23 protein-coding genes are annotated in these 25,814 nt (G+C 66.7%); 14 read left to right on the top strand and 9 right to left on the bottom strand.

The genetic code is table 11. The features are described from left to right. The first annotated feature begins 11 nt into the window (after positions 1-11). From Q9R30_RS16105 to Q9R30_RS16125, 5 genes are all read left to right on the top strand, one after another. Positions 12-911 carry an NAD(P)-dependent oxidoreductase gene (locus Q9R30_RS16105; protein ID WP_104996562.1) on the top strand — a complete coding sequence of 300 codons (900 nt, stop codon included), beginning with the start codon at positions 12-14 and terminating at the stop codon, positions 909-911. A gap of 150 nt (positions 912-1,061) precedes the next feature. After that, the gene (locus tag Q9R30_RS16110) at positions 1,062-1,208 is read left to right on the top strand and encodes a hypothetical protein (RefSeq protein WP_158677169.1); all 147 of its coding nucleotides are present in this window, start codon (positions 1,062-1,064) and stop codon (positions 1,206-1,208) included. Beyond that, positions 1,208-2,059, top strand: a complete 852-nt coding sequence (locus tag Q9R30_RS16115) for a class II fructose-bisphosphate aldolase (protein WP_311218226.1) — start codon at positions 1,208-1,210, stop codon at positions 2,057-2,059. Before Q9R30_RS16110 ends, Q9R30_RS16115 begins: the two co-directional genes overlap by 1 nt. A 148-nt stretch (positions 2,060-2,207) precedes the next feature. Beyond that, positions 2,208-3,521, top strand: a complete 1,314-nt coding sequence (locus tag Q9R30_RS16120; RefSeq protein ID WP_311218227.1) for an acyltransferase — start codon at positions 2,208-2,210, stop codon at positions 3,519-3,521. Positions 3,522-3,766: 245 nt separating this feature from the next. Next, positions 3,767-4,096, top strand: coding sequence for a GNAT family N-acetyltransferase (locus Q9R30_RS16125; RefSeq protein ID WP_311218228.1), 330 nt, complete (start codon positions 3,767-3,769; stop codon positions 4,094-4,096). 90 nt (positions 4,097-4,186) lie between these two features. On the opposite strand, the gene Q9R30_RS16130 is transcribed toward Q9R30_RS16125, so the two are convergent. Continuing rightward, on the bottom strand, positions 4,187-4,498 hold the full coding sequence (locus Q9R30_RS16130; RefSeq protein ID WP_311218229.1) for a hypothetical protein: 312 nt from the start codon (positions 4,496-4,498) through the stop codon (positions 4,187-4,189). 339 nt (positions 4,499-4,837) lie between these two features. Between Q9R30_RS16130 and Q9R30_RS16135 the strand changes: the two genes are divergently transcribed. The 5 genes from Q9R30_RS16135 to Q9R30_RS16155 all read left to right on the top strand — a co-directional run bounded on the left by Q9R30_RS16135 (position 4,838) and on the right by Q9R30_RS16155 (position 11,190). Continuing rightward, a complete protein-coding gene (locus Q9R30_RS16135) occupies positions 4,838-6,499 on the top strand; it encodes an aspartate aminotransferase family protein (protein WP_311218247.1) in 1,662 nt (553 codons plus the stop codon). Continuing rightward, positions 6,496-7,866, top strand: a complete 1,371-nt coding sequence (locus tag Q9R30_RS16140) for a lysine N(6)-hydroxylase/L-ornithine N(5)-oxygenase family protein (protein WP_311218230.1) — start codon at positions 6,496-6,498, stop codon at positions 7,864-7,866. The genes Q9R30_RS16135 and Q9R30_RS16140 overlap by 4 nt, the downstream gene beginning before the upstream one ends. Next, positions 7,863-8,432, top strand: a complete 570-nt coding sequence (locus Q9R30_RS16145; protein WP_104996567.1) for a GNAT family N-acetyltransferase — start codon at positions 7,863-7,865, stop codon at positions 8,430-8,432. Before Q9R30_RS16140 ends, Q9R30_RS16145 begins: the two co-directional genes overlap by 4 nt. Then, on the top strand, positions 8,429-10,315 hold the full coding sequence (locus Q9R30_RS16150) for an IucA/IucC family siderophore biosynthesis protein (protein WP_311218231.1): 1,887 nt from the start codon (positions 8,429-8,431) through the stop codon (positions 10,313-10,315). The genes Q9R30_RS16145 and Q9R30_RS16150 overlap by 4 nt, the downstream gene beginning before the upstream one ends. A 68-nt stretch (positions 10,316-10,383) precedes the next feature. Continuing rightward, the gene (locus Q9R30_RS16155) at positions 10,384-11,190 is read left to right on the top strand and encodes an SDR family NAD(P)-dependent oxidoreductase (protein ID WP_311218232.1); all 807 of its coding nucleotides are present in this window, start codon (positions 10,384-10,386) and stop codon (positions 11,188-11,190) included. On the opposite strand, the gene Q9R30_RS16160 is transcribed toward Q9R30_RS16155, so the two are convergent. Beyond that, a complete protein-coding gene (locus Q9R30_RS16160; protein WP_104996570.1) occupies positions 11,140-12,249 on the bottom strand; it encodes an FUSC family protein in 1,110 nt (369 codons plus the stop codon). The genes Q9R30_RS16155 and Q9R30_RS16160 overlap by 51 nt on opposite strands. Before the next feature lie 224 nt (positions 12,250-12,473). Beyond that, positions 12,474-14,102, bottom strand: coding sequence for an MFS transporter (locus tag Q9R30_RS16165; RefSeq protein ID WP_104996571.1), 1,629 nt, complete (start codon positions 14,100-14,102; stop codon positions 12,474-12,476). A gap of 519 nt (positions 14,103-14,621) precedes the next feature. On the opposite strand from Q9R30_RS16165, the gene Q9R30_RS16170 reads away from it, so the two are divergent. Further along, on the top strand, positions 14,622-14,882 hold the full coding sequence (locus Q9R30_RS16170) for a hypothetical protein (RefSeq protein WP_104996572.1): 261 nt from the start codon (positions 14,622-14,624) through the stop codon (positions 14,880-14,882). 131 nt (positions 14,883-15,013) lie between these two features. Here Q9R30_RS16170 and Q9R30_RS16175 read toward each other — a convergent pair whose 3' ends face one another. Beyond that, a complete protein-coding gene (locus tag Q9R30_RS16175; RefSeq protein ID WP_311218233.1) occupies positions 15,014-17,506 on the bottom strand; it encodes an ATP-dependent DNA ligase in 2,493 nt (830 codons plus the stop codon). A gap of 40 nt (positions 17,507-17,546) precedes the next feature. On the opposite strand from Q9R30_RS16175, the gene Q9R30_RS16180 reads away from it, so the two are divergent. Then, positions 17,547-18,674, top strand: coding sequence for a Ku protein (locus Q9R30_RS16180; RefSeq protein WP_311218234.1), 1,128 nt, complete (start codon positions 17,547-17,549; stop codon positions 18,672-18,674). 189 nt (positions 18,675-18,863) lie between these two features. Further along, positions 18,864-19,718 (top strand): class I SAM-dependent methyltransferase, encoded by an 855-nt coding sequence (locus Q9R30_RS16185; RefSeq protein ID WP_311218235.1) that lies wholly within the window; start codon positions 18,864-18,866, stop codon positions 19,716-19,718. A 121-nt stretch (positions 19,719-19,839) separates the two neighbouring features. On the opposite strand, the gene Q9R30_RS16190 is transcribed toward Q9R30_RS16185, so the two are convergent. From Q9R30_RS16190 to Q9R30_RS16210, 5 genes are all read right to left on the bottom strand, one after another. Continuing rightward, entirely contained in the window at positions 19,840-20,115 is a 276-nt protein-coding gene (locus Q9R30_RS16190; protein ID WP_104996576.1) for an HPr family phosphocarrier protein, read from the bottom strand. Positions 20,116-20,179: 64 nt separating this feature from the next. Next, entirely contained in the window at positions 20,180-22,264 is a 2,085-nt protein-coding gene (locus tag Q9R30_RS16195) for a fructose-specific PTS transporter subunit EIIC (protein WP_104996577.1), read from the bottom strand. A gap of 2 nt (positions 22,265-22,266) precedes the next feature. Further along, complete coding sequence (locus tag Q9R30_RS16200) at positions 22,267-23,274, bottom strand: hexose kinase (protein WP_311218236.1); 1,008 nt, start codon at positions 23,272-23,274, stop codon at positions 22,267-22,269. After that, positions 23,271-24,077 carry a DeoR/GlpR family DNA-binding transcription regulator gene (locus Q9R30_RS16205; protein WP_104996579.1) on the bottom strand — a complete coding sequence of 269 codons (807 nt, stop codon included), beginning with the start codon at positions 24,075-24,077 and terminating at the stop codon, positions 23,271-23,273. Before Q9R30_RS16205 ends, Q9R30_RS16200 begins: the two co-directional genes overlap by 4 nt. A gap of 251 nt (positions 24,078-24,328) precedes the next feature. Beyond that, positions 24,329-24,586, bottom strand: coding sequence for a DUF6458 family protein (locus tag Q9R30_RS16210; protein ID WP_104996580.1), 258 nt, complete (start codon positions 24,584-24,586; stop codon positions 24,329-24,331). Between the two features lie 242 nt (positions 24,587-24,828). Between Q9R30_RS16210 and Q9R30_RS16215 the strand changes: the two genes are divergently transcribed. After that, positions 24,829-25,473, top strand: coding sequence for an alpha/beta hydrolase (locus Q9R30_RS16215; RefSeq protein ID WP_104996581.1), 645 nt, complete (start codon positions 24,829-24,831; stop codon positions 25,471-25,473). The last annotated feature ends 341 nt before the right edge of the window (positions 25,474-25,814 follow it).

The raw sequence follows: 25,814 nt of genomic DNA on the forward strand, positions 1-25,814 counted from the left end.
GGAAGAACACCATGACCAGTAACTACACCGTCACAGTCCTGGGCCTCGGCGCCATGGGCCTGCCCATGGCCACCCGCCTGGCTTCCCGGCTGTCAGTCCACGGCTTCGACATCGCCGAACCGCGCCTGAAGCTTGCCGAAGAAGCCGGCATTGCTACCTTCGCCTCGGCCCGCGAAGCCGCCAAGGGCGCCGACGCCGTGCTCCTGGCCGTCCGCAACGGCGAGCAGCTCAACGAGGTCCTCTTCGGCGAGGACGGCGTGGCCTCCGTGCTTGAGCCCGGCGCCGTCGTCATCCTCGGCAGCACCGTGGGCACTGAAGCCATCCCCGCAACCGTCGCCAAGCTCGCCGAATACGGCGTGGACCTCGTGGACGCGCCGTTGTCCGGCGGCCCCAAGCGCGCCGGCGAAGGGGACCTGCTGATCGTCGTCGGCGCTTCCCCCGAAGCCCGCGAAAAGGCAGCCCCCGCGTTGGACCTGCTGGCCTCCACCCTGACCGTGGTGGGCGACAAGCCCGGCGACGGCCAGGCCCTCAAGACCGTCAACCAGCTCCTCTGCGGCGTGCACATCGCCGCAGCGGCCGAAGCCATGGCCCTCGCGGACGCCCTCGGCCTGGACCAGGCCAAGACCCTCGCCGCCCTTGAAGCAGGCGCCGCCGGGTCCTTCATGCTCTCCAACCGCGGCCCGCGCATCCTTGAGGCCTACAACGAGGAAGGCGCCGAGGTCCTCTCCCGCCTGGACATCTTCGTCAAGGACATGGGCATCGTGGGCAAGGCCACCCGTGCCGCCGGCCTGGCAGCGCCCGTTGCCGCTGCAGCCGAGCAGCTTTACCTGCTGGGCCAGGCCCAGGGCCTCGCCGCCGCCGACGACTCCGCCGTCATCAAGGTTGTTGCCCCCGCCAAGCGCACCGCGTAGGCACCTGCCTCCAGCACTTCCCTGAAAGGCACGACGACGGCGGTCCCCTTCCGCCGTCGTCGTACCCCCTGCGGTTCCCCGACTAAGAAACAACCAGCGCCTGATGGCCCGTCTTCTGGAAGACCGGCCTGTCGAAGGAGACACCCCGTAATGAACCACCTGATGTACCCGCTGATCGCGCGGGCGGCTGAAACTCCAGCCATCAAACCCGCAGTGGAGCTTGGTACTCCGCTGCTCCTGACCGGCTTTGTCCTGGCCTTCGTGGCCTGGATCCCGGTGGGAGGCCTGGGCATCTGATGCGCACACGACTCGACCACCTGGTAACCTCCGCCCTCCAGCAGGGTTCCGCCGTGCCGGCCTTCACCTGCTACGACTTTACGACGGCGCTGGCCGTGGTGGCGGCGGCGGAGGAATCCGGCCGCGGCGTCATCCTGCTGGTTGCCCCCAGGACTGCCGCCACCTCCAACGGCCTGCGCCTCATCGGTGCACTCCGTGGCCTCGCCGACGCTGCGTCCGTCCCGGTTGCGGTGCAGCTTGACCACGCAACGGACCTTCGGGTGATGGCCGACGCCGTTGCGGCAGGGGCGGATTCCGTCCTCGCCGACGGTTCCTCCCTTCCTTACGAGGACAACATTGGGCTGGTCCGGGCGACCCGTGCGTTGCTGGGGCCGGACGTGGTACTGGAAGCCGAGCTTGGCGGGCTCGCCGGCGACGAGGACCGCGCCTTCAGCGCGGACCAGGCCGGAGCCGCCGTGGCCGGCCTCACCGACTCCGCGCTGGTGGAGGACTTTGTAGCCCGGACCGGCGCCGAACTGCTGGCTGTCGCCGTCGGAAACGTCCACGGTAAATACAAGGGCGAGCCGCAGCTGCGCTGGGACGTGCTGCAGGACATTGCGGTGCGCACGCACATTCCGCTGGTCCTGCACGGGGCCTCCGGAATCCCGGCGGGGGAGCTGGTGAAGGCGGCCTCCATGAACGTTGGCAAGGTCAATTTCAACACGGAGCTCCGCACCGGCGTCCTGGCCACGCTTGAGGAGCAGCTTCCGGGACACCGCGCCGACGGCGAGAACCTGCAGGCGCTCCTGGGCCACTGGAACAGCTCCGCCCGCCACTTCGCAACCACCACGCTGGCGACGCTCACGCGCTGAGTTTTTCCTCAGGAAGGCCAGGATCAACCATGATCCTGGCCTTCCTCCTTTTGTGATCCTGGTGTCCTCTTCAAGCTCACCCTTAACCTGAGCCTGCTTCCGGGCGCACAATGGAGCTGTAACGAGCAGTTTCCGTAAAGGATTGAACGTGGGCGGCGCACAGGAGCAGGGGACATCCCAGCAGCCCGGTACGGCAGCCAGCCGTGACGAGGTGCTCGACCTTGTCCGGTTCATTTGCCTGGCACTGGTGGTGGTTGGCCACTCCATGATGGGCAGCCCCGTCCTGCATCCGGACGGAACGGTCACCACCCACAACACCCTGGCCGAGCAGGACTGGTTTGAACCCGTGATCTGGGTGTTCATGGTCATGCCGCTGTTCTTTGTTGCCGGCGGCGCCACGGGCCTGCAGTCCTGGCAGCGGCTCAAGGCCCAGGGCGGCACCGCCGCTGAGTTCCTCCAGGCACGCCTGCTGCGGATGGTGCGGCCCGCCGCTGCCCTGCTGGCGGTAATGTTCCTTGGGCTCTGGACGGCCGGGCTGCTCGGCGTGCATCCGCAGGTGGTGGAGCTGATGGCAGCCGGGGCCGGGATGCCGCTCTGGTTCCTCGCGGCGTACCTGGCGGCGCAGCTTTCCATTCCGCTCCTGGCAGCCTTCCATGCGCGGAGCCCCTGGCTGGCAATGGGGGTCCTTGCTGCCCTGGTGGTGGCCGTGGACTGCCTCCGCGGAACGCTGCCCCTGCTCGCATATGCCAACCTGGTGTTCCTCTGGTGTGCGGTGCAGCAGCTGGGGTTCCTGGCCGCCGACGGCCGCTTCGCCAGGCTGTCCAAGTCCGGCCTGCTCGCGCTCATCCTCGCCGCGAACCTCCTGCTCGGCCTCGTCGCTGCCCTGGGCCTGTACTCCGGGAACATGCTGGTGAACCTCAACCCGCCGAACCTGACCCTCTTCCTCCTGGGCATTTCGCAGGCCTCCCTGATCGAACTGGCCCGGCCTGCGCTGGCGCCGCTCTGCTCCCTCGGATGGATGCGGACACTGCTGCGGGCGGCCGGCGGACGCTCGCTGACCGTGTACCTGTGGCACCTTCCCCTGCTGGTGGGAATGTCAGGCCTGCTCCTCCTCACCTCCGTCCCCAAGCCCGCCGCCGGAACTGCGGAGTGGTGGTGGGCAAGGCCCCTGGTCCTGCTGTCGTTGCTCCTGCTGCTGCTTCCGGCGGTGGCGGCGTTCGGCCGCCTGGAGGATCGGCCGACGGCGGCACTTCAGGGCCGCCGTCCGCCCGCCATGGCGGTGGCGGCCGCCGTCGTGGTGGTCTTCACCCCCGCCGCGGTAGGGGCCGCAATCAACGGGCTGACGCTGGGACTGCTGGGGGCAGGGGCAGCCTGCTTCCTCCTGGCACTGGTGCTGCTGCACGGGGTGCGGCGCCCGCTGCGGACCGGATCCGCTCCCACGGCAACGGAAATGTCCCGCTAGCCAAACTACTTGGCTGGCTGCCCGGTTCGGCGGTGTACGCGATCAGGGTGAGCCCTTCGCCGGGAAGCTCCAATGCGTCGCCGGTAAGTTCGATCTCGCCGACGATCGGATTGCGCATGGCCTTGCGGGCCAGGTTCATGGGCAATGTGGCCGGGAGCCTTTCGATGCTGGGGCGCACCTCGGCTGGGTAGGAGAGCGCGCGTGGAGGCATTGCCAGCGGAGTGAAGTAGTGCCAGTGTCGAACCATGACCGAGAACACGATGTCCAGCGAGGATAAGTTCGCCCCCGATGTTTCTGTGCGGCGCAACGATGCGCAGCACCGTTATGAGCTACACGTGGGTGGTGTCCTCGCCGTCCAGTCCTTCTACCGGGACTTGCCGGGCCACATAGACTTCTCCCACACGGAGACCGGCGAGGAATTCGAGGGGCAGGGACTCGGACGCGTCCTGGCCCATTTCGCGCTCGACGATGTTGTGGCGTCAGGAAAGCGGATCATCCCGCATTGCCCCTTCATCGCCGGCTACCTCCGTCAGCATGAGGGGTACGAGCAGTGCGTGGATTGGCCGGACAGCTGATCCGCTTCCGAACACTTGAGCCGGACGGCTGAGGGCGACCCGCCGATCCAGGACCGTCACGGGTTCCGCCCGAGGGGCGTTTCCGCGCACTCAGCTGGCGAGTGCGTGCCCGCTGAGGACCGGGACGTCGATGGTGAAGCCGCAGGCGCAGCGGTACGTCTCCACGTGCTCGGAAACCGCACCCACGTCCACCGGGGCCGCTGTGGTCCCGTCCACATACACGGGCATCCGAACGGGGAGTGCCTCCGGATCCACCAGCTCCATCGGAGTGCGGCAGTGCATCCGCGAATTGAGTGTGACCAGCAATCCCACGTCCGCGGGCCGGGTGGAGGTCAACGGAGTTTCTGCTCCTGCGTAACGTTCCCCGGGCACCGTAAGCTGGCCTTCAATAACGCTGGTCATGATGTTCATCCTTGGGCTTCTTTCACGAAGCTGCCGGCGTTGGCAGCCCCGCCGCGAACTGCTTGCGGAGGTTCATTTACCCCATAAGCAAAGCATGCTTACTAATTCCTTGCCAAATTGAGGGTCGCCCCTCAGGGCGTCTTGCCCGGTTCCGGTCAGCCGGATATTTTGCAGCAAGGCGGCGCTGCCCGCCAGTCAATGACGTCAAAAAGCGGCCGCGCGTGGCCGTTTCGGGACCTCTTCGCCAAATACATCACAAAAGTTTGATTAAAAGGGTTACCTAAGTAAGGCTTGCCTTTGTTCGATGGAATGCCGACCAAAGGAAGACCAGTGCCGCTGATGCCCCGCCTTGACGAGCTGGATATGGATGATCCGCCCCACACCAAAGAAGCGACGAGCCAGGACCGGCCAAGCCATGACCGGCCGGGGCATGACCAGCCAAACCATCAGCGCCCCGTCCAGGAACATGGCGGCCAGGACTTCGGCTCGCGCGTTGAACTCGCGCTGGCGGCCAGCAACCACCTCCTCAACGCACGCAACTCGCCGCGCTACGTGGCCCACGTACTGCAGGGCGTAACGGCTGTTGCCACCAAACTTGAGCGGACCGCCCGGCCGTTCACCGGCGTCGGACCTTCCGAACTGGAGGCCCGCGTAGGTGCCGTGGACCTCGAAACACCGCTGCCGGACACGGCCGCCGCCCTCCAGGAACTCGAGGATGTGTACCTGGGCGATGCCGTGTACTTCCACGACGCCAAGTATGCCGCCCACCTCAACTGCCCCGTGGTCATCCCGGCGCTGGTGGGAGAGGCCGTCCTGTCCGCGGTGAACTCCTCCATGGACACGTGGGACCAGAGCGCAGGCGCCACCATGATCGAACGGCGGCTTATTGACTGGACCGCAGAAAGGCTGGACCTCGGTGATGCCGCGGACGGAATCTTCACCTCCGGCGGCAGCCAGTCCAACCTGCAGGCCCTTCTGATCGCCCGCAACCACGCCGTCGCCGGCCTGCGGCAGGACCCTGCCCGCAGCGGACTCCGGCTTCCGGCGCTGCTGGACACGCTGCGGATCTTCACGTCCGAGGACAGCCACTTCAGTATCCAGAAGTCGTCATCAATGCTGGGCCTGGGGTTCGACGCCGTCGTTACCGTCCCTTGCACGCCGGACCACCGGATGGATCCTGCCGCCCTCGCACAGGCCATGGCCGAGGCGCGGGACGCCGGTTTGACTCCGATGGCGGTGGTGGCCACCGCGGGCACCACGGACTTCGGCGCTGTCGATCCGCTCCCGGAGCTCGCCGCACTGGCCCGGGACTACGGGGCATGGTTCCACGTGGACGCTGCCTACGGCGGCGGGCTAATTGTCTCCGGCCGCTACCGGCACCTCCTCGACGGCACGGGGCTTGCCGACTCGGTCACCGTGGATTTCCACAAGACCTTCTTCCAGCCGGTCAGCTCCAGCGCCCTGCTGGTGCGCGAACGGGCCATGCTGCGCCACGTCACCTACTACGCGGACTACCTGAACCCGCAGAGCGCAGCGCTGGCGGCCATCCCCAACCAGGTGGACAAGAGCATCCAAACCACCCGCCGGTTCGACGCCCTGAAGCTGTGGCTCACCCTGCGGATCATGGGCGCGGACGCCGTTGGCGCCCTGTTTGACGAAGCCATAGACCTCGCTGCGCGCGTGGGCACGCTCCTCGCCGCCGAAGACGACTTCGAACTCGCCGCCCCGCCCCAGCTCAGCACCCTGGTCTTCCGGTATCGGCCCCGCCTGGACAGCGGCGGCCGGCTCAGCGAGGACGCGGCAGATGCCCTCAACCCGGCCATCCGGGCGGCGGTCTTCGCGTCCGGGGAAGCAGTGGTCGCCGGAACCACGGTGGGCGGCCGGCACTACCTGAAGTTCACGCTCCTCAACGCCGAGGCCACACTCGAGGATATTTCCGGCATCATCAACCTCCTGCGCCGCACGGGCGCCGGGCTGCTGCACAACGAGGCGGGCGCATGAGCACCACCGCCGCCCAAAAGGCAGGCAAGCGCAGGATCTACGACTTTGCCGCGGTCGGCGTCGGGCCCTTCAACCTGGGCCTCGCCGCACTGGCTGAACCGGTGGAAGGGCTGGACGGCATCTTCCTGGAACGCAGGGAATCCTTTGACTGGCACCCGGGGATGATGCTGGAGCCGGCCCACCTGCAAGTGCCCTTCATGGCTGACCTCGTCACCCTGGCCGATCCCACCTCGCCATACTCATTCCTGAACTTCCTCAAGCAGACCGGGAGGCTCTACCGGTTCTACATCCGGGAAAACTTCTACCCGCTGCGGGCCGAGTACAACCAGTACTGCCAGTGGGTGGCCGGGCAGTTGCCCTGCGTCCGTTTTGGCACAGCCGTGCTGGATGCAACGCACGACGACGGCGTGTACCGGCTCTCCGTCTCCGGTCCGGGAGGGCCTGAGGTGCTGCTGGCGCGGCGGCTGGTGCTGGGCACCGGCACCTCCCCGTACGTGCCGGGGGCTGCGGCAGGGATAGTGGCCGATTCACTCGCGGGAGCCGGGGGAGTGGTCCTCCACAATGCCGACTACCTGGCGCGGAAGGCAGAACTGCAGCAGCAACGCAGCATCACCATCCTGGGCAGCGGCCAGAGCGCCGCCGAAATCTACTACGAACTGCTCCAGGAGTCGGACGCCCACGGCTACCAGCTGAACTGGGTGACCCGCTCCGGCCGGTTCTTCCCGCTCGAATACACCAAGCTGACCCTGGAGATGACCTCGCCCGAGTATGTGGACTACTTCCACGCCCTCCCGCAGCACCAGCGCGATTACCTGAACAAGGCCCAGAAGAACCTCTACAAAGGCATCAACCCGGACCTGATCGACGCCATCTACGACCTGCTCTACACCAAAAGCATCTCCGGAATGGTGGACACCCGGCTGCTGACGCACTCGAGCCTGACCGCGGCCCAGTGGAACGCTGAGGCCGGGACCCACACCCTTCACCTGGAACATGCGGAGCAGGGCGCGTCCTACACACTGGACAGCGAAGCGGTGGTGCTCGCCACAGGCTACGGCTACCAGGAACCAGGTTTCCTCGCCGGCATCCGGGACCGCATCGCCCGGGACAGCGCGGGCAGGTTCGCCGTGGACCGGAACTACAGCGCCGGCGTCCACCCCGGCGAGATCTTCGTCCAGAATGCCGAGCTGCACACCCACGGGTTCGCCACCCCGGACCTGGGCATGGGCGCCTACCGCAACTCCTGCATCCTGCGCGAAATCACCGGCCGCGAGGTGTACCCCGTGGAGCGCAGTATTGCGTTCCAGCAGTTCGGGGCGCCGGCTGCGGTTGGCTCTCCGCTGGATTTTGGACCGGTGCCGGCATGACTTTCACCTTCCGCTGCCTCGACGCCGAAGCCGACGCGCCGCTCCTCCACAGTTGGGTGATCCAGCCCTATGCATCGTTCTGGGGCATGCTGTCCGCCAGCGTGGAGGACGTGGCGCTGGAATACAGGAACATCCAAACCAGCGGCCACCACCACGCGGTGCTCGGGCTCGACGGCGGCGTCCCCTCCTTCCTGATGGAGGAGTACCTTCCCGCGTCCTCGCCGCTGGCCGCTGTGTACCCCGTCCATCCCGGGGACGTGGGGATGCACCTGCTGGTGGCCCCGCCGTCGGCCGCTCCCGTGCGCGGGTACACCGCCGCCGTGATGGACGCCGTCCTGGCACGCCTCTTCAGCAAGCCGGGCGTGGACCGCATCGTGGTGGAGCCGGATATCCGGAACACCAGGATCCACGCCCTGAATCAACGCCTGGGCTTCCAGCCCGCCAGGGTGGTCGCATTGCCGGACAAGGACGCGCTGCTGAGTTTCTGCAGCCGCGACGATTACCTGGCCGCCCGAATGTCCCTTCTGCCCGCCCTTACGCCCGTAACCCAGGGAGCACCACTATGACTATCGAACTCGATTCCGCCACCACCACCCCCGGGCAGGCCTCCGCCGGCCCTGCACCGCATCCCAGCCCCGTACCGCATCTCACCGGCGAGAGGTGGGACAACGCCAACCGGCACGTGCTCCGCAAGGCACTCGCTGAGTTCTCCCACGAACGGATCCTCACGCCGGAACCGATAGGGGATGATCCTGAAGGGGCCGGGGCGGGCAGGAGCGGCCGCTACCGCCTCCGCAGCGATGACGGCGCCTCCGAGTACCAGTTCCACGCCCGGATCCTGTACATGGACCACTGGTCCATCGATCCCGCCTCCATCCGGCACGTCCGGGGCGGCACCGAGGCGCCGCTGGACGTGCTGGAGTTCATCACGGAGTTCCACGGGATGCTGGGCATAAACCTCCAGATGCTCCCCGTCTACCTCGAGGAGGTCAGCAGCACCCTGGCGAGCCACGCCTACAAGCAGTGGGCCGGCCGGCCGCCAGCGGCTGAACTCGCTGCCGGAACCACCGGGGGCCAGGACCCGGCCGCCGACTTCCAGGCCATTGAGCGCAGCATGACCGAGGGCCACCCCTGCTTTGTTGCCAATAACGGGCGCCTTGGCTTCGGCATCAGCGACTACCACGCCTTCGCGCCGGAAACGGGTGCGCCGGTGCAGCTGGAGTGGATCGCCGTGCAGCGCAGCCACGCCGTCTTCACTGCATCGGAAGGTCTGGACTACGGGGCGCACCTGCAGGCCGAACTCGGATCCCTGCTGGGCACCTTCACCGCCGAACTGCAGCTGCAGGGACTCGACCCGGACCAGTACTTCCTCATGCCGGTACATCCCTGGCAGTGGGAGAACAAGCTCGCGGTGACGTTCGCGGCGGAGATTGCCCGGCAACGCATCGTCCACCTGGGCACCGGGACGGACACCTACCAGGCGCAGCAGTCGATCCGGACGTTCTTCAATACCAGCGACCCCGCCCGGCACTACGTCAAGACGGCCATGTCCGTGTTGAACATGGGCTTCATGCGCGGGCTGTCGCCGGAATACATGAAGGCCACCCCGGCCATCAACGACTGGCTGCGGAACCTGGTCGAGGCGGACGATGCACTTCAGCGCCGCGGATTCACCTTGATCGGCGAGGTCGCCGCCATCGGCTACCACAACGGCTATTACGAGGCAGGCGCTCCGGGCGGTTCGCCCTACCGGAAGATGCTCTCCGCCCTGTGGCGCGAAAGCCCGCTGCCGCTGCTGCAGGACGGGCAGCAGCTGGCCACCATGGCCTCGCTCCTGCACGTTGACGCGAGCGGCAGGCCGATGGTTTCGGTGCTCATCGAGCGCTCGGGACTGGCCGCGGGGGACTGGCTGCGGCGTTATTTCGAGGCCTACCTGGTTCCGCTGGTGCATTGCCTCTTCCGGTATGAGCTGGCGTTCATGCCGCACGGCGAGAACGTGATCCTGGTGCTGGACAACGGCGTGCCGGCCAGGGCCGTCATGAAGGACATCGCCGAGGAAATCGTGGTGATGGGGGACCGGCTGGACCTGCCGGATGACGTATCCCGGATCCGGGCGGAGATTCCGGACGGCCAGAAGGTGCTGGCCATCTTCACGGACATCTTCGACTGCATCTTCCGTTTCCTCGCCGCCATCCTGGACGGGGACGGAAAGCTGGGCCAGGACGACTTCTGGCGGATCGCCGCCGCTGCCATCAAGGACTACCAGGGGCAGCATCCGGAACTTGCCGGCCAGTTCTCCCGGCATGACCTCTTTGCCGCCGACTTCGAGCTGTCCTGCCTGAACCGGCTCCAACTGCGCAACAACCAGCAGATGCTGGACCTGGCAGACCCGTCCGGCGGGCTCCAAATGGCAGGGCGCCTGGCCAATCCGTTGGCGAGGTTCGCCTGAGGACCGCGCCCGGCATTCCACGGGCAGGGCGCCGGGACAGGAGACCGGCGCCTCGCTAGGCTTTCAGCATGACCACGCCGAACCCCCAGCAGGAACTGTCCGGGACAACAGCCCTCATCACCGGAGCCAGTGCGGGGCTGGGGTCCGAGTTCGCGCGCCAGCTCGCCGCCCAGGGCTGCAACCTTGTGCTGGTGGCGCGGAACCGGGCCCGCCTCGAGGAAGCAGCGGCAGGCCTGGAACGGCGCTACGGAACCACGGCTGAGGTGCTTCCCGCGGACCTGGCGGACGACGACGGCGTGGCCGCCGTCGTCGAACGCCTCTCCGATGCGCGGCGGCCGGTGGGGATCCTTGTCAACAACGCCGGGATCGGCCTGCTGCACAACTTCGAGGACAACCACATCTCGGAAGAGAAGAAACACCTCAAGCTGCACGGGGAAACCGCCATGGAGCTCACCCACGCCGCACTGAAGGGCATGCTGGAGCGGGGCGAGGGCCGGATCATCAACGTGGCAAGCATCGCCGCGTTCCTGCCGCGCGGCACCTACTCCGCGGCGAAGGCCTGGCTGGTGAGTTTCAGCCGCTGGGCCAACCTGGCCTACGGCAAACAGGGCATCAAGGTCACCGCGGTGTGCCCGGGCTTCACCCACACGGAGTTCCACGACCGGATGGGCATGGACAAGTCCGTGGCGCCGTCGTGGGCCTGGCTGGACGCCGGGCGGGTGGTGCGGGAAGGCCTGGCGGACAACGCCCGTGGCAAGGCGGTCTCCATCCCCTCCAAGCGGTACAAGGTAGTGGCGGCCGTTGCCCGGGTGGCGCCTGCGAGGCTAGTGGCGGGGCCGCCGCGGAAGCCGAAACAGGGGCTGAAGCCCGAGTAAAGCCGACGGTGAGCGCGACCCCGCCCGCCGGACAGCCACCACCACGCCGATTCCCACCAGAGCCCCCACCAGGGTCTCCACGCCGCGCTCCTGGATCAGGACCGCCGGATCGGCGGGGGCTGCGAGTTGGGTCATCAGCAAAATGACCGGCGTGAAGGAAACCATGGCCAGGCCGTAGTGGCGGGTCATGAACAGTTCGGTGGTGAACTGGAAGAGGATCACCAGGAGCGCCAGCACCACGGCCTGCCGGCCCGGGAAGAGGCCCGCCAGGGACCACGGCACCGGAAGAATGGCGGCGGCGGTGACCCCCAGTCCCACGAACGTCCCCACGATGCGGTGGATGCCCCGCCGGACGCAGCTGGGAAGATCGGCCCCGGCCAGCGGCACGGCGGCGGCGGCCATGGCCCAGTGCGGATGGCCGCTGCCCGTCAGGACGCCCACAGTGCCGGCCGCACCCACGGCCAGGACATACCGGGAAGCATGCACCAGCATCTCCCGCTTCCCGGCGGGGCCCGGGGCCGGAACGGTCCGGACGGCACCGCGCTGCCAGGACCTGCGGCGGATCCAGCCGCCGAAGCCCACCAGCATGGAGAACGCGGCGGATCCTGCGGCGATCAGCATGGCCACCTGCCACGGAACCACGGTGGGCACCGAGGCGCAGGCCCCCAGCGCGAGGATCCCAAAGAACGGACCGTTGGGCTTGAGCCGCACGCGGTCCGCAAAGATGGATCCGACGCCGGCGAGGACAGCCTCCACCCCCACCAGCCACCAGGAATGAAGGTGGTTGACGGACAGGAACACGCCCACCGCCACACCGCCCAGCAGGACGACGGCGGCCCTGGACTGGTGCCGGAGCCGGAACTGGTGCGGCTCTGAGCGCCCGTACATGCCGGTCAGTGCACCAAAGACGGCGTAGATCATGAGGTCTGAACGGCCCATGGCAAGGAGCAGGAGTGAGGGGACCGCGACGCTGAGGGCTACGCGGAACGCCGCCAGATGGTCATTGTTCGCAGGTTCCAGCCGGTGGAGCGCGCGCACCTGCAGGAGGACGCGTTCCATGACTCATCACCTCTTGCTGTTTCAGTACGGCCTTTTGGAAGCTATCACCGCGGGGCAGGGCAGATCACCTTCGAAGTCCGCCGCAGGACTCGGAACGTCATTCTGGCCGGCACGCCAAAGGCCCGCCCTTCGTGCTTCCTCCAAGGAAACACGCGGGCGGGCCTTCTGAGCGCGGGCTGCTAGGCGTGCCCCGGACCGGCAGGGCCGGTTCCGCCGGAGCGCAACTAGGCGCCGGCAGGAACCTTTTCGGCCTCGCGCGGATCGGTAACGCGTGCATCGGTGATGTCCTGGGCCTCGAACGGGAGTTCGTCCAGGTTGATCAGCGGGTTCTCGTCCTGCGTGGCAACCAGTTCGCGTGCCTCGGCCTGGGTATCCACGCTGGGCATGGATCCGGGCAGCGGACGCTGGGCCGACTCCTTGAGGAAGTAGATGGCTACTGCCCCCACCAGCGAGGTGCCCATCAGGTAATACGCGGGCATCATGTCGTTGCCCGTGGCGCTGATGAGGGCCGCCACGATGAACGGCGTGGTGCCGCCGAAAATGGCCACCGAGAAGTTGTACGCAATGCCCATCGCTCCATACCGGCTGGAGGTGGGGAACTGGGCCGGAAGGGCCGAAGCCAGGTTGGCGACGTAGAACGTCACCGGGAATGCGATCAGCGCCAGGCCGGCCAGGGTGGACCAGATCTCGCCGATGCCGATCAACAGGAAAGCCGGAGCGGCCAGGACCACTGTGCTGACTGCTCCGATCCACAGGACGGGCCTGCGGCCGATTCGGTCCGACAGCTTTCCGGTCAGCGGAATGCAGAGGCTCATGACCACCAGCACGGGGATGGTCAGCAGGGTGCCGTGCACCGGATCGTAACCCTTGGACTCTGTGAGGTAGGTGGGCATGTAGGACGTGAGGGCGTAGCCCGCAGTGTTCGCGGCGGCCACCAGGATCATGGCAACGATGATGGAGCGCCAGTAGGCCTTGACGATGCCCACCGGGCCCTTCGCCGTTGCCTGGTCGGATGACGCCGCATGCTTCGCGAGATCCTCCTGGGCGTCCAGGGTGGCCTGGAACTGCGGGGATTCCTCGATCTTGCTCCGGAAGTAGACCGCGATCAGGCCCAGGGGCCCGGCCACCAGGAACGGAATACGCCAGCCCCACTCCTCCATAGCTGCCTGGCCGAGCGTCAGCTGCAGGACCGAGACCAGGGCGGCACCGATGGCGAAGCCCATATAGCTGCCCAGGTCCAGGAAGCTGGCGAAGAACCCGCGGCGCTTGTCCGGGGCGTATTCGCTGACGAAGGTGGTGGCACCGGCGTATTCACCGCCGGTGGAGAAGCCCTGGACGATCTTCAGCAGCACCAGCAGGCCTGCGGCCCACAGCCCGATCTGGGCGTAGCCGGGCAGGAGGCCGATGGCGAACGTGCTCGCTGCCATCAGCATCAGCGTGGCGGCGAGGATCTTCTGCCGGCCCATCTTGTCGCCCATCCAGCCGAAGATCACGCCGCCCAAGGGGCGGGCAATGAACGTGGCGGCGAAGGTGCCCAGCAGGAACAGCGTCTGGGTGGTGGGGTCCGACTCCGGCAGGAAGACCGGACCCATGGTGGTGATGAGGTAGCCGAACACGCCGACGTCGTACCATTCCATGGTGTTACCCACGATGGTGCCGCCAAGGGCTTTCTTCAGCATGGGCTGGTTGACGACGTTGACGTCCGACTCTTTGAGCCGGCGCGCGAGCAGCTTAGGCTTGCGCGGGCTTTTGGAAAGAGCCGGCGACGGGGCGCCGGGGGGTGTAGCCGGGTTGGTTCCTGGGGCGCTGTTAACGCCTGCGGAAGAGTCGGTCGTGCTTCGGTCTGTGGGCATTTGGGCGACTCCTATGGAGGTCATTTGCTTGCGACTTATAGCTGCCCCGCTCCGGGCAGGCCTTCAATTTTACGCGAATGCCGTAGCGCCTGCGTGGTTTATGCCGTAGGATCACCCGTTTGGCAGCCGTATCCGGCAGGTTTCCCCGAATTCTTTTCCCGGCTTTCGCCGCGCCATCACTGGCATGCGGCGGGGCCGGGCGCATCGTTACCCAATCTTTTTCGTTTTATGCGCCACACCACCGTGAATCAGTCCCAATATGGCACCAAAAGTGACGGGGCCCACGCCGGGCCGGACCTGCCGGGCGTGCACCCGGCCGCGGTTCAGGGGCACTTTTGGTGGCGCAGGCGGAGGGGGTTCACAGGTGCCGTGTCCGTCCCTAAGGTTGTTCCATGGAAACACTTTCTTTCAGGTAGGGGACGCCTGCGGCCAAAGCCACCGCCGGCCGCTTCGAAAGTTTTTGCCGGGGCCCGGTCTTGGCCACTCCCGATAGCACTTCATCTGTGAAAGGAAGAACAAATGGCTGACGAAAAGCGCGAACCCCATATCGATCCGGAGGTCGCGAGCCACCTTGCCGAGGCAATGAACACTCCTGACATGCCCGGTGCCGATGCGCCTCTTTCGCCCAGTGGGGCGGGCGGCCAGCAGGCTTGGCCGGATGGATACGGAAAGCGCAGGCACCCGAAAGAGCGGGATGCGGGCCATGGCCGTATGGGGCAGGGAGCCGCAGTGACGGCGATCCACCGCACCAGCCGGCCGCAGATGCCGCACTCGTCCTAGGCGCGGACCGCCTTTAGGACGCGCATCCTCTCGGGCGACGCGCACATGGCCTGGCGACACCCAATCCGGTGTCGCCAGGCCATGTGCGTGCCCCGGATCAATCTGCCCGCCTTTGCGAGTGGCCCGTCGGCTCAGCCTTCACGCACAACCTCCGCCGGGTCCTTGTCCAGCCGCCAGCCCCGCCACACGGGGTGCCGCAGCCTCCCGGTACCCGTCCACTCGCTGTAGGTCACTTCGCCGACCAGTTCGGGGGCAATCCAGTGGGCGTCCGCGGCGTCCGGGCGCGGTACGTCCAGGAACGGAGAGGTCTTCCGGGCCAGCCGGTCCACGGTCTGGCGGAGCTCGGCAAGTTCCCGCCCGCTGAAGCCGCTGCCCACCCGCCCTGCGTACTGCAGCTTTGTCCCGTCCGGGATGCCAACCAGCAGTGAGCCTACGGTGTCCTCCCGCCCGCCTTTTCCGGGGCGCCAGCCGCCCACCACTACCTCCTGCGTCTGCTCCACCTTCAGCTTGATCCAGGTACGGGTCCGCTGCCCGCTCACGTAGCGGCTGTCGGTCCGCTTGGCCATCACCCCTTCGAGGCCCAGTTCCCGGGCACTCTCCAGGATGTGGTCCACCCGGTCCTCAAGGACCGGAGAAAGCCCCGCGGGGCAGGCTGATGCGGTGAAGAAGGCCTCCAGCCGTTGCCGGCGCTTGGCGAGCGGCAGCCTCCGGAGGTCCGTTCCGTCGTCGTGCAGCAGGTCGAAAAGCATCAGCTGCACGGGAATGGCAGTCCGGGCCCGTGCGACCTCGGCGGGCCGGGTGAGCTTCATCCTTCCCTGCAGGAGCCCGAAATCGGGCCTTCCTGCCGCGCCGATGGCGACGATCTCACCGTCGGCGACGAACGGCCGGGCCGGCCAGCAGGTCCGGTCCGCAAGTTCAGGGTAAGTGGTGGTGACATCATTGCCGTTGCGGCTGAAAATCCGTACCGAATCTTCGTCTCCCACGAGGATGGCGCGGACCCCGTCCCACTTGAGTTCGAACTGCCAGCTGCTGCCCTCCAGGTCCGCTGCATCTCCGGAGGCGGCCATCATCGGCCTGTATTCCCCGGGCCGCACCGCAACGTTTTTATCCAGTGCCTCCTGGCGCAGCTCATCATGGCGCGGCTCATCCTGGTTCGGCGCCCCGTGTGGTTCCTCGTGGGCCGACTCCGTACCAGGCGGCTCCTCCTGCCCTTCCCGGGGCGGTGCGTGCCGCCGTCGTCCGCCAGGCCGCCCGGGCTCCATGAGGTGGATAAGCCACTGGCCCTCGGAATCCTTTCCCTGCCCCCGCCCCGTGTGGATGAGCGCAAATTTCCTGGTCCCGCCCAGCCCTCCTCCTTCGGAACCGGTGAGGGTGGCAATGACTTCCCTGCCGTTGATCCACTTGTCCAGCTCATACGTTCCGTGGTCCCAGATGGTTACCTCGCCGGCGCCGTATTCCCCTTTGGGAATAGTCCCCTCGAAGCTCCCGTAGTCCAGGGGATGGTCCTCGGTCTGCACTGCCAGGTGGTTCTTGCCGCCGGACTCAGGCACGCCTTTCGGCAGTGCCCAGGACACCAGCACGCCTTCATGCTCAAGGCGGAAGTCATAGTGCAGGCGGCTGGCGTGGTGTTCCTGGATCACAAAGGTGTTTCCGCTGCCTGCCGTGCCGGTGAAGGGCTCCGGAGTCTTCCCGGGATCGCGCATGGCGCGGTACTTCTCCAGCCGGGGGTCATTGCCGGCGTTATCGACGGTGGCGAACGGGTCCGTGCCTTCCTGCACCCGCCGGATCACCGCCTTATAGTCCAGGTGGCTGAGGCCGGGGGAGCTGATCTCCTCCCAGGTCCGGGGTGCAGCCACCATGGGGGTGGGGCGGCCACGCAGCGAGTACGGCACGATCGTCGTCTTGGCCGCGTTGTTCTGGCTCCAGTCCACCAGGACCTTGCCCTTGCGCAGGGTCTTTTTCATGTCGCTGACGGCCAGGTCCGGGTGGTCGGCCTCAAGGGCCCGGGCAAGTTCGCGGGCGAAGGCGGAGATCTGGTCGGAGGTCTGGCTCCGGTCCAGGGCGGCGTACAGGTGGATGCCCTTGCTGCCGCTGGTCACCGGGACGGGGTCCAGGCCCACGTCCTGGAGGATGGTGCGCGCCAGGAGGGCTACTTCAACACACGCCTCCAGGCCGGCGCCTTCGCCGGGGTCCAAATCCAGGACCAGCCTGTCGGGGTTCAGTTGGTTGCCGTGGGAGTCCACCTGCCACTGCGGGACGTGGATTTCCAGGGAGTTGATCTGTCCGAACCAGGTAAGGGTGGCGGGGTCGTTGACCATCGGATAGTAGATGGTGCGGTCTTTGTGGGTGATGGCTGCCCGGGGGAGCCAGCCCGGAGCCGAATCCTCAAGGTTCTTTTGGAAGAACACCTCGCCGGGCTTGTCGGCGGTCCCCACGCCGTTCACCCACCGTTTCCTGGTGGCCGGCCTGTTGTACGCCGCCGGGACCAGGACGTGGGCCACTGCGGCGTAGTAGGCCAGGACATCCGCCTTGGTGGTGCCCGTTTCCGGATAGATGACCTTGTCCAGGTTGGTGAGGGTCAGTTCCCGCCCTGCCACCCGGACACGCTCCTTAGCGGCGGGCATGGGGCTTCACCTCCGGCGTTGCGTGATGTTCACTTGAGGAATGAGAGCCATCTGGAAAGGTGCCATCGCGTTCGGCCTGGTCAACGTGCCCGTGAAGGTCTACAGCGCCACTGAGGATCATGACATCAGTCTGCACCAGGTCCACAACGCCGACGGCGGCCGGATCCGCTACCAGCGCCGGTGCGAGGTCTGCAGCCAGGTCATCGATTATTCGGACATTGAGAAGGCCTACGAGGAGGACGGCCGGACGGTGGTCCTGTCCAAGGACGAGCTCAAGGCCATTCCGGCGGAGAACAGCCACGAGATCGAAGTGGTGCAGTTCGTCCCGTCCGAGCAGCTTGAGCCCATGATGTTCGAGAAAAGCTACTACCTTGAGCCGGACTCCAAGTCTCCCAAGGCCTACGTGCTGCTGCGCAGCGCGTTGGAGGACACGGACAGGGTGGCCATTGTCCAGTTCGCGCTGCGGGAGAAGACCCGGCTGGGTGCTTTGCGGATCAAGGACGATGTCCTGGTGCTCCAGTCCCTCCTGTGGCCGGACGAGGTGCGCGAAGCGAAATTCCCTTCCCTTGATGCGTCCGTCAAGATCTCCTCGCAGGAGCGCGATATGTCCGCCGCCCTGGTGGAGTCCATGGCGGCCGATTTCGATCCCGCCTCCTTCACGGACGAGTACCAGGTCCAGCTCCGCCAGCTGATTGAGGCCAAGCTGGAGCAGGGTGAATCGCTGGACACCGAGGAAACCTTCGGCGTGGAGGCGGGCGAGGGCAGCAAGGGTGAAGTCATCGACCTGATGGAGGCGCTGAAGCGAAGCCTGGACCGGAAACGGGGCGGCGGGACCGATGCCGCGGCAGGAAGCCCGGGTGGCGAAGCCCGCGGGGACTCCGGCAGCGAAGCCGGCGAAGACGAAGGAGCCTCCAAACCGGCGCGCAAGCGGTCCGCAGCGGGGAAGGCCAGCGCCGCAAACGGCACGGCCAATACCAGCGGTGGAAAGACCGGCACCACGGCAAAGTCCACGGCAACGGAGTCCAGCGCAGCCAAATCCAGTACGGCAAAGTCCACGGCGGCAAAATCGGCCGCCGCCAAGTCGACAGCGGCCGGGTCCGCCGAGAAACCTGCCGCCAAGGCGTCCACCAGCAAGGCGACGGGCACCCGGGCGCGCAAGCCTGCGTGATGGCCCGCCGCCTGCGGTGCCTGGTCCGGTGCCCGATTCCATGTACATGAAACTACTAAGCTTGCTTGCGTTCCGGTAGCGGGGTGCTCTTTACAGCCGGGTCCGGTGCGTCCACAATGAGTCGCATCGCAGCCTCCGCTGTGCCCACAGCGTGCTGACACTCCAACGGCCCTGTGAGGAGCGCTGACCATGGACGATCAAACGGATGCAGCCAAGGCGGACCGGGAACTCAAACAGAAACACCGGGCCATGTGGGCATCCGGTGATTATCCAGCCCTCGCTGACGAGATGCTCCTGGACCTGGGTGCCATCCTGGTGGAAGCCTGCGGCATCACGTCCCGCCACAGCGTGCTGGATATCGCGGCCGGATCAGGCAACGCGGCTATTCCCGCGGCCATGATGGGGGCGAAGGTGGTGGCCAGCGATCTCACCCCGGAGCTTTTCGAAGCCGGACGCCGTGAGGCCGCGAACCGGGGAGTCAGCCTGGACTGGAAGGAAGCCGACGCGGAGGCCCTGCCCTTCGGGGACGCCGAGTTCGACGTGGTCATGTCCTGCCTCGGCGTCATGTTTGCCCCGCACCACCAGGCGGCGGCTGATGAACTCCTGAGGGTATGCAAACCGGGTGGAAGCATAGGGCTGTTGAGCTGGACCCCGGAGGGGTTCATCGGCAAGATGTTCGCCACCATGAAGCCCTTCGCCCCGCCGCCTCCGCCGGGAGCGCAGCCGGCGCCGCTGTGGGGGAGCGAGGACCACGTGCGTGAACTGCTCGGGGACAAGATCACGGACGTCGCTGCACGCAAGAAAACCCTGGCCGTGCGGAGCTTCCATCAACCCGGCGACTTCGTCCGCTATTTCAAGTCCCACTACGGCCCCACCATCTCCGTCTACAAATACATTGGGGAGGACGGGGACAAGGTCAAAGCCCTGGACCAGGCGCTGACGGAACTGGCTGATTCCTTCGGTGACGCCCATGGCGACACCCCGTTCCAGATGGAATGGGAGTACCTGCTGTTCACTGCGAAGAAGGCCAAGGAGAATGCCTGACCATGCGGCTACCCACTTGGGGGCGGGGGCTTAACGCAAGCGGCCGCCGTCGGGCGTTTCCCTGGGAGGGAAGGCCCGACGACGGCCGTGCGGCTTGGCTGCCAGGGCAGCCTGTCAGCTACTAGGCGTCGTGGTCCGTTTCAAGGATCTGGACCAGGTGGTCCAGTGCGGTGTCCGCGCCGTCACCTTCGGCGCGCAGCACAACCACGTCGCCGTGCGAGGCGCCCAGGCTCATGAGGGACAGGATGCTGGCAGCGTCCATGGCCTCGTCCGCCGGCTCGCCCTCGCGGGCGATGGTGATGTCCAGGTCGTACTCTCCTGCTGCCTCGGCAAAGATGGCGGCGGGGCGGGCATGCAGGCCCACGCGGCTGGCGACGGTTGCTGTGCGTTCTGGCATTGTTGCTCCTTTGTCTTCCGGCGGCTGGTTGGAATGCCGGATAGAGGTAGTAGGTGAGGCGGGATCAGACGGTTGCTGGGACGGTTTCCACCGTAGCAGCGCTCTTGGGTGCCGCCCAGCGCTTGAGGCCGATCACGGCCAGGGCGCTGACAATGGTGCCGGCGATGATCGAGAGGACGAACATCAGCACGTTGCCGATCGCGAAGAAGACGAAGATACCGCCGTGGGGTGCCTGCGAGGTGACCCCGAAGGCCATGCTCAGCGCGCCGGTGAGCGCGCCGCCCAGCATGCTGGCCGGGATGACCCGCAGGGGGTCGGCTGCGGCGAACGGGATGGCGCCTTCGGAGATGAAGGACGCGCCCAGCAGCCAGGCTGCCTTGCCGTTTTCCCGCTCGGCCAGGCTGAAGAGCTTCCGGTCCAGGACGGTGGCCAGGGCCATGGCCAGCGGGGGCACCATGCCGGCAGCCATGACCGTTGCCATGATCTGCCACGGTGCCTGGTTGTCCGCGCTGCCGGCGCTGAGGCCCGCAACGGCGAAGGCGTAGGCCACCTTGTTCACGGGACCGCCCAGGTCGAAGCACATCATGAGGCCCAGGATGATGCCCAGGACCACGGCGGAAGCGCCGGTCATGCCGGACAGCCAGCCGTTAAGGGCGGCGGTGAGGCCGGCGATGGGACCGCCCAGCACCAGGAACATGAGCCCGGACGCCACGATGGAGGCGAGCAGCGGGATGATGACCACCGGCATGAGGCCGCGCAGCCAGCGGGGGACCTGCCAGGTGCCGATCACGTGCGCAACGTAGCCGGCCAGGAGGCCGCCCACGATGCCGCCTAGGAAGCCGGCCCCCATGAAACCGGAGACTGCACCCGCCACGAAGCCGGGGGCGATGCCGGGCCTGTCGGCAATGGCGTAGGCGATGTAGCCGGCCAGCGCCGGGACCAGGAAGCCCATGGAAAGGGCGCCGATCTTGAACAGGACTGCGCCCAGGTAAGCGGCGAGTCCGCCCTCGGGAAGGTTGCCGAAGTTGTTCTCCACAACCACCTTGTCCGCGACTTCGGTGATGTCGTAGCCGCCCAGGAGGAAGCCCAGGGCGATCAGGAGGCCACCGCCGGCAACGAACGGGATCATGTAGCTCACGCCGGTGAGAAGGGCCCGCTTCAGCTTCTGGCCGATGTGCTCGCCCTTTTCGGCTGCGGCCTGCTCGGCCTGTTCCTCGGCACCGAAGTGCGGGACGCGCCGCGCGTTCGGGTCGGAGGCTGCGGCCAGCGCCTCCTGGACCATCTTGGCGGGTTCGTCGATGCCCCGCTTGACGGGGGCGTTGATGACCGGCTTGCCGGCGAAGCGCTCCTTGCCGCGGACGTCCACGTCCACCGCGAAAATGACGGCGTCGGCAGCAGCGATGACGGCGGGATCCAGCGGCTTGGCGCCGGAGGAACCCTGGGTCTCCACCTGGAGGTCGACGCCGGCCTCCTGGGCAGCGGCCACCAGGGAGTCAGCTGCCATATAGGTGTGTGCGATGCCGGTGGGGCAGGCGGTCACGGCCACGAGGCGCTTGGGACCGGCCGGGGCTGAACCAGCCGACGCCGTGCCCGGCGCAGCGGCGGCAGAGCCCGCCGAAGCGGCGCCTGCCGAAGCCCCCGCGGACGCGCCGGAAGCAACAGCGGCAGCAGGTACCGCGGCTGCATGGGCTGCGGGCTTGTCAGCCAGTGCACCGTCCACCAGTTCCACGATCTCCTCGCGGGAGGAAGCGTTGCGCAGGGCCGTGGTGAAGTCCTTTTTGATCAGGGACCTGGCCAGCTTGGAGAGTAGCTTAAGGTGTTCCTGGTCGGCTCCGTCGGGGGCTGCGATGAAGAAGACCAGGTCCGCCGGGCCGTCCTTGGCTCCGAAGTCCACCTTGGGATTGAGGCGGGCCATGGCCAGGGTTGGTTCGGTGACGGCGGCTGAGCGGCAGTGCGGGATGGCGATGCCGCCCGGAATGCCGGTGGCGGTCTTCTGCTCGCGGGCGAAGGCGTCAGCGAAGAGGCCTTCAACTTCTGTTGCGCGTCCGGCGGCAGCTACTTTGCTTGCCAGGTGCCGGATCACCGCCTCGGGCGTGTTGCCCAGGTTCTGGTCGAGCTCGACCAGTTCCGTGGTGATGAGCTGGGTCACTGTCAATCCTTTCGAAGGGCCGTGATGGTTACGGCATCCGGGGTGGTTTGGTGTACTGCCGGAACCGTTGAACCGGGCAGGGAGGCAGCTGCGGCACCGTGGGCCACAGCCTGGCGAAGGCAGTCGGCCGGGGCGGCGCCCCGGCCGTGGGCGAGCAGGTAGCCGGCAAGCGCGGAATCGCCCGCGCCCACCGTGCTGACCGCGGCGACCGGCGGATGCGTGGCCAGCCACGCGCCGTCGGCCGTTACCAGGACAGCTCCCTTGGATCCGAGAGTTGCCAGCACAGCACCCACGCCGGAACGTACGACGGCGGCCGCGGCGGCCGCGGCAGCCTCCGGATCCGCTTCCAGTTCGTCAGCGGTGGCCACGGCGAAGCCGGCTGCAGCAGCCAGTTCCGCCAGTTCTTCGGCGTTGGGTTTGAGGAGGTCCGGTTTCCCGGAACCGTTGCCGGCCGGTTCAGCACCGGCATCGCCTCCGGACATCGCCGCCGCGAGCGGCGAACCGGAGGAATCCACAGCAATGAGCGGTGCGCTGCCGTTTCCGGCCGCGCGGATCCGGCGGGCCGCCGTCGCGTAGAAATCGGCAGGAAATCCCGGCGGGAGCGAACCTGCAAGGACCACCCAGCTGGCACCGCGGGAGCTCTCGAGGAGCAGTTTGATCAGGGCTTCCTGCTGGTCCGCATCCATGACCGGACCGGGCTCATTGATCTTGGTGGTCACGCCGCCGGGTTCCGTGAGCGCCACATTGGTCCGGAGCGGCTCGTTGATGGGCAGCGAAAGAAACGGCACCGCGCTTTCCCGCAGCCCGGCCAGCACGGGGTCGCTGTCCGCGCCGGGCAGGACGGCAACGGAGTCCAGGCCGGAGGCAACCAGTGCGCGGGAAACGTTGACGCCCTTGCCGCCCGATTCCTGGCTGACGGAAACGGCACGCTGCACTTCGCCCCGAACCAAAGGGCCGGGCAGCGCGACGGTACGGTCAAGGCTTGGGTTGGCGGTGAAGGTGACGATCATGCGATCACCACGTCAACGCCGGCTTCTTCCAGGGCGGCTGCCAGTTCCGCGCCGGGCTCGCTGTCTGTAATCAAGGTGTCCAGATCTTTCAGGGAGGCGAACTGGACCAGGGTTTCCGTGTCCAGCTTGGAGGAATCGGCCAGCACCACAATCCGGCGGGCCGAGTGGACGAAAGCTGCCTTGACGGCGGCTTCCTCGGGATCGGGCGTGCTCAGCCCAAAACTTGCGTGGATTCCGTTGGTGCCGATGAAGGCAATGTCCGGCCGCAGTTTGCCGGCGGCCTCCACGGTTGCCTGACCCACGGCAACCTGGGTGATTCCGCGCACCCGGCCGCCCAGGACCTCAAGGGCGATTCCGGGAACGCTGGAGAGTTTGCCCGCGATGGGAACGGCGTGGGTGATGGCCACCAGTTCCGCGCGTGGTCCCGTGGGGTCGGAAGGTTCGACGGCGGCCCGGCGGGAGAGCATGTCCGCCAGGACTTCCGTGGTGGTGCCGCCGTCGATCAGGACGCTGCCGGCGGAGTTGCGCGGAATGAGGGCCAGCGCGGCTTCGGCGATCCGGATTTTCTGGTCCGGCCGCTGGATGGCGCGCTCATTCACGCTTTCCTCGGTGGTGCTGAACCGGTCCGCCGCAACGGCCCCGCCGTGGACGCGGCGGACGGTGCCGGCATTCTCGAGGGCGGCAAGGTCGCGGCGGACGGTTTCGGTGGTGATGCGGAAGCGCTCGGCCAGGAGGGTCACGCTGACCCGGCCGCTGCCGGCAACAAGCTCGGCAATCTTTTGCTGGCGCTCCTCGGCGAACACGTACCCTCCGTTGCGTAGGTCTGCTGATGGTGTGGATCGTTCACGGCGGATGCCGCTCCTGCGTGACTGGCATCACATGATGTTGAGTTATTTGACTTTATCTTTGCTTGTGTTGGTTTGTCAATGGAAACCAACATGAAACAAAGTGACATTGCCCGGGAAGCGAAGAGCCGGGCCGGACCATGGGATGGTCCGGCCCGGCTCTTCGGGTCAACTACTTGTCCTTCGCTGCGGCGCGGACGCCGGTGGTGCTACAGCCCGCTGTCGCGGCTCTCGTTCCGGGTGATGCGTTCCCCCGTGTTCGGATCGACTACAGACCGGCTCTCGCTGACACGCCGGCTGCGCCCTGGGGAAGCGAGGATGAGGGAAGCGATGAGTCCAATGACGCCGACCGCCATCAGGATGTAGCCGATGAGTACCTGGTCCACGAAGGGGATGAGGCCTGGAGCAACCGCCCAGGCGAGGATGGCACCGAGGGCGATAAGGAAAATGGAGGATCCGATTCTCATGAGTTGCTCCTTGTTAGTCACGGCGGGTGTCTTTTTGGCCCGAGGACGATTGATAAGCATGCTGTCCGTTAAGCGTCACGCTACAGCCAGCCGTTGCTGTATTCAATGGAGTGGGCCGGGGCGTAACCCATTCGTTGTGCTGTGGCATGTGAGGAGAAAGGGGCTGGTGCGCCTTGCCCGGTGTTGCCGGCAACCGGCACGGCCCGGGCACCCGGGGTCGCTGGCTTGGCTAGGCTGATCTGATGGAAACAGTTGTGTGGTCCAAACCCGAGGGTGAGCGGGCGGGCACCCCACTGCTTGTGATGATGCACGGTTATGGCACCGACGAGTCCCGCATGGTCCGCCTTTTTGAGTACCTGCCGCCCGAGTTCACGTGCGCAGCGCTCCGAGCGCCGATGCCGATCGGCGACCATTACGGCTGGTTCCTGCTGGACTACTTCCTCGCCAACGACTTCGCGGATGTCATTAAGGCCTCAAGCGCCGTCCAGGCCTGGATCAACAGCGTCAAGGTCCAGCACAGCAGCGTAAGCCTGCTCGGCTACTCACAGGGCATGGCAATGGCGAGCACTCTGCTGCGCCTCCACCCCAAGGACTATGAGGCGGTGGTGGGACTTTCCGGTTTTGTGCTCCGGAATGAGCTGCTGTCCCTCACGGAATCCTTCGACACCAAGCCGCCCTTTTTCTGGGGCAGGGACAAGGCGGACCTGGTCATCAACGAGGACGCCATCGCCTATACCGGGGAATGGCTCCAGCAGAACACGCTCCTGACCGCCAGGACCTACCCCGGCATGGGCCATGCGATGTCGAAGACGGAGATGGTGGACGTAAGCGCCTTCCTGCGACACTATGTGCTCCGTCCGGACGGGTCCGGAAAGATCGACGCCTGACGGTCTCCCATGCTGAGACGTGCCTCACGTGAGGTCCGTTGGAAAAAACAGTTGCCAGCTAAATTTGTAAGCGCTTACACTCTTCATCGGCCGTTATCGCGGCCCTGAACTGGGCGGACAAGGAGATCAGCGCGGTGCCGAGGGTTTACTGCAGCCGGATACTGTCCCATGCCCTTTATTCGGCCAGCGCTGCTGGAGGTGCCGCCGGTTTGTCCGACGACCGGTGCCGTGTCCATGATGGTAGGGATACACCGATCAGCAATGCCGGGGCCGCCGGGCTCCCTTCACACTCCGCCGCCGCCCGTGGCCGCAGATCGTCCGGGCATCGATGCCTCCCCAAC

It is taken from the genome of Arthrobacter sp. AB6 (assembly GCF_031844545.1).
Taxonomy (GTDB): domain Bacteria; phylum Actinomycetota; class Actinomycetes; order Actinomycetales; family Micrococcaceae; genus Arthrobacter.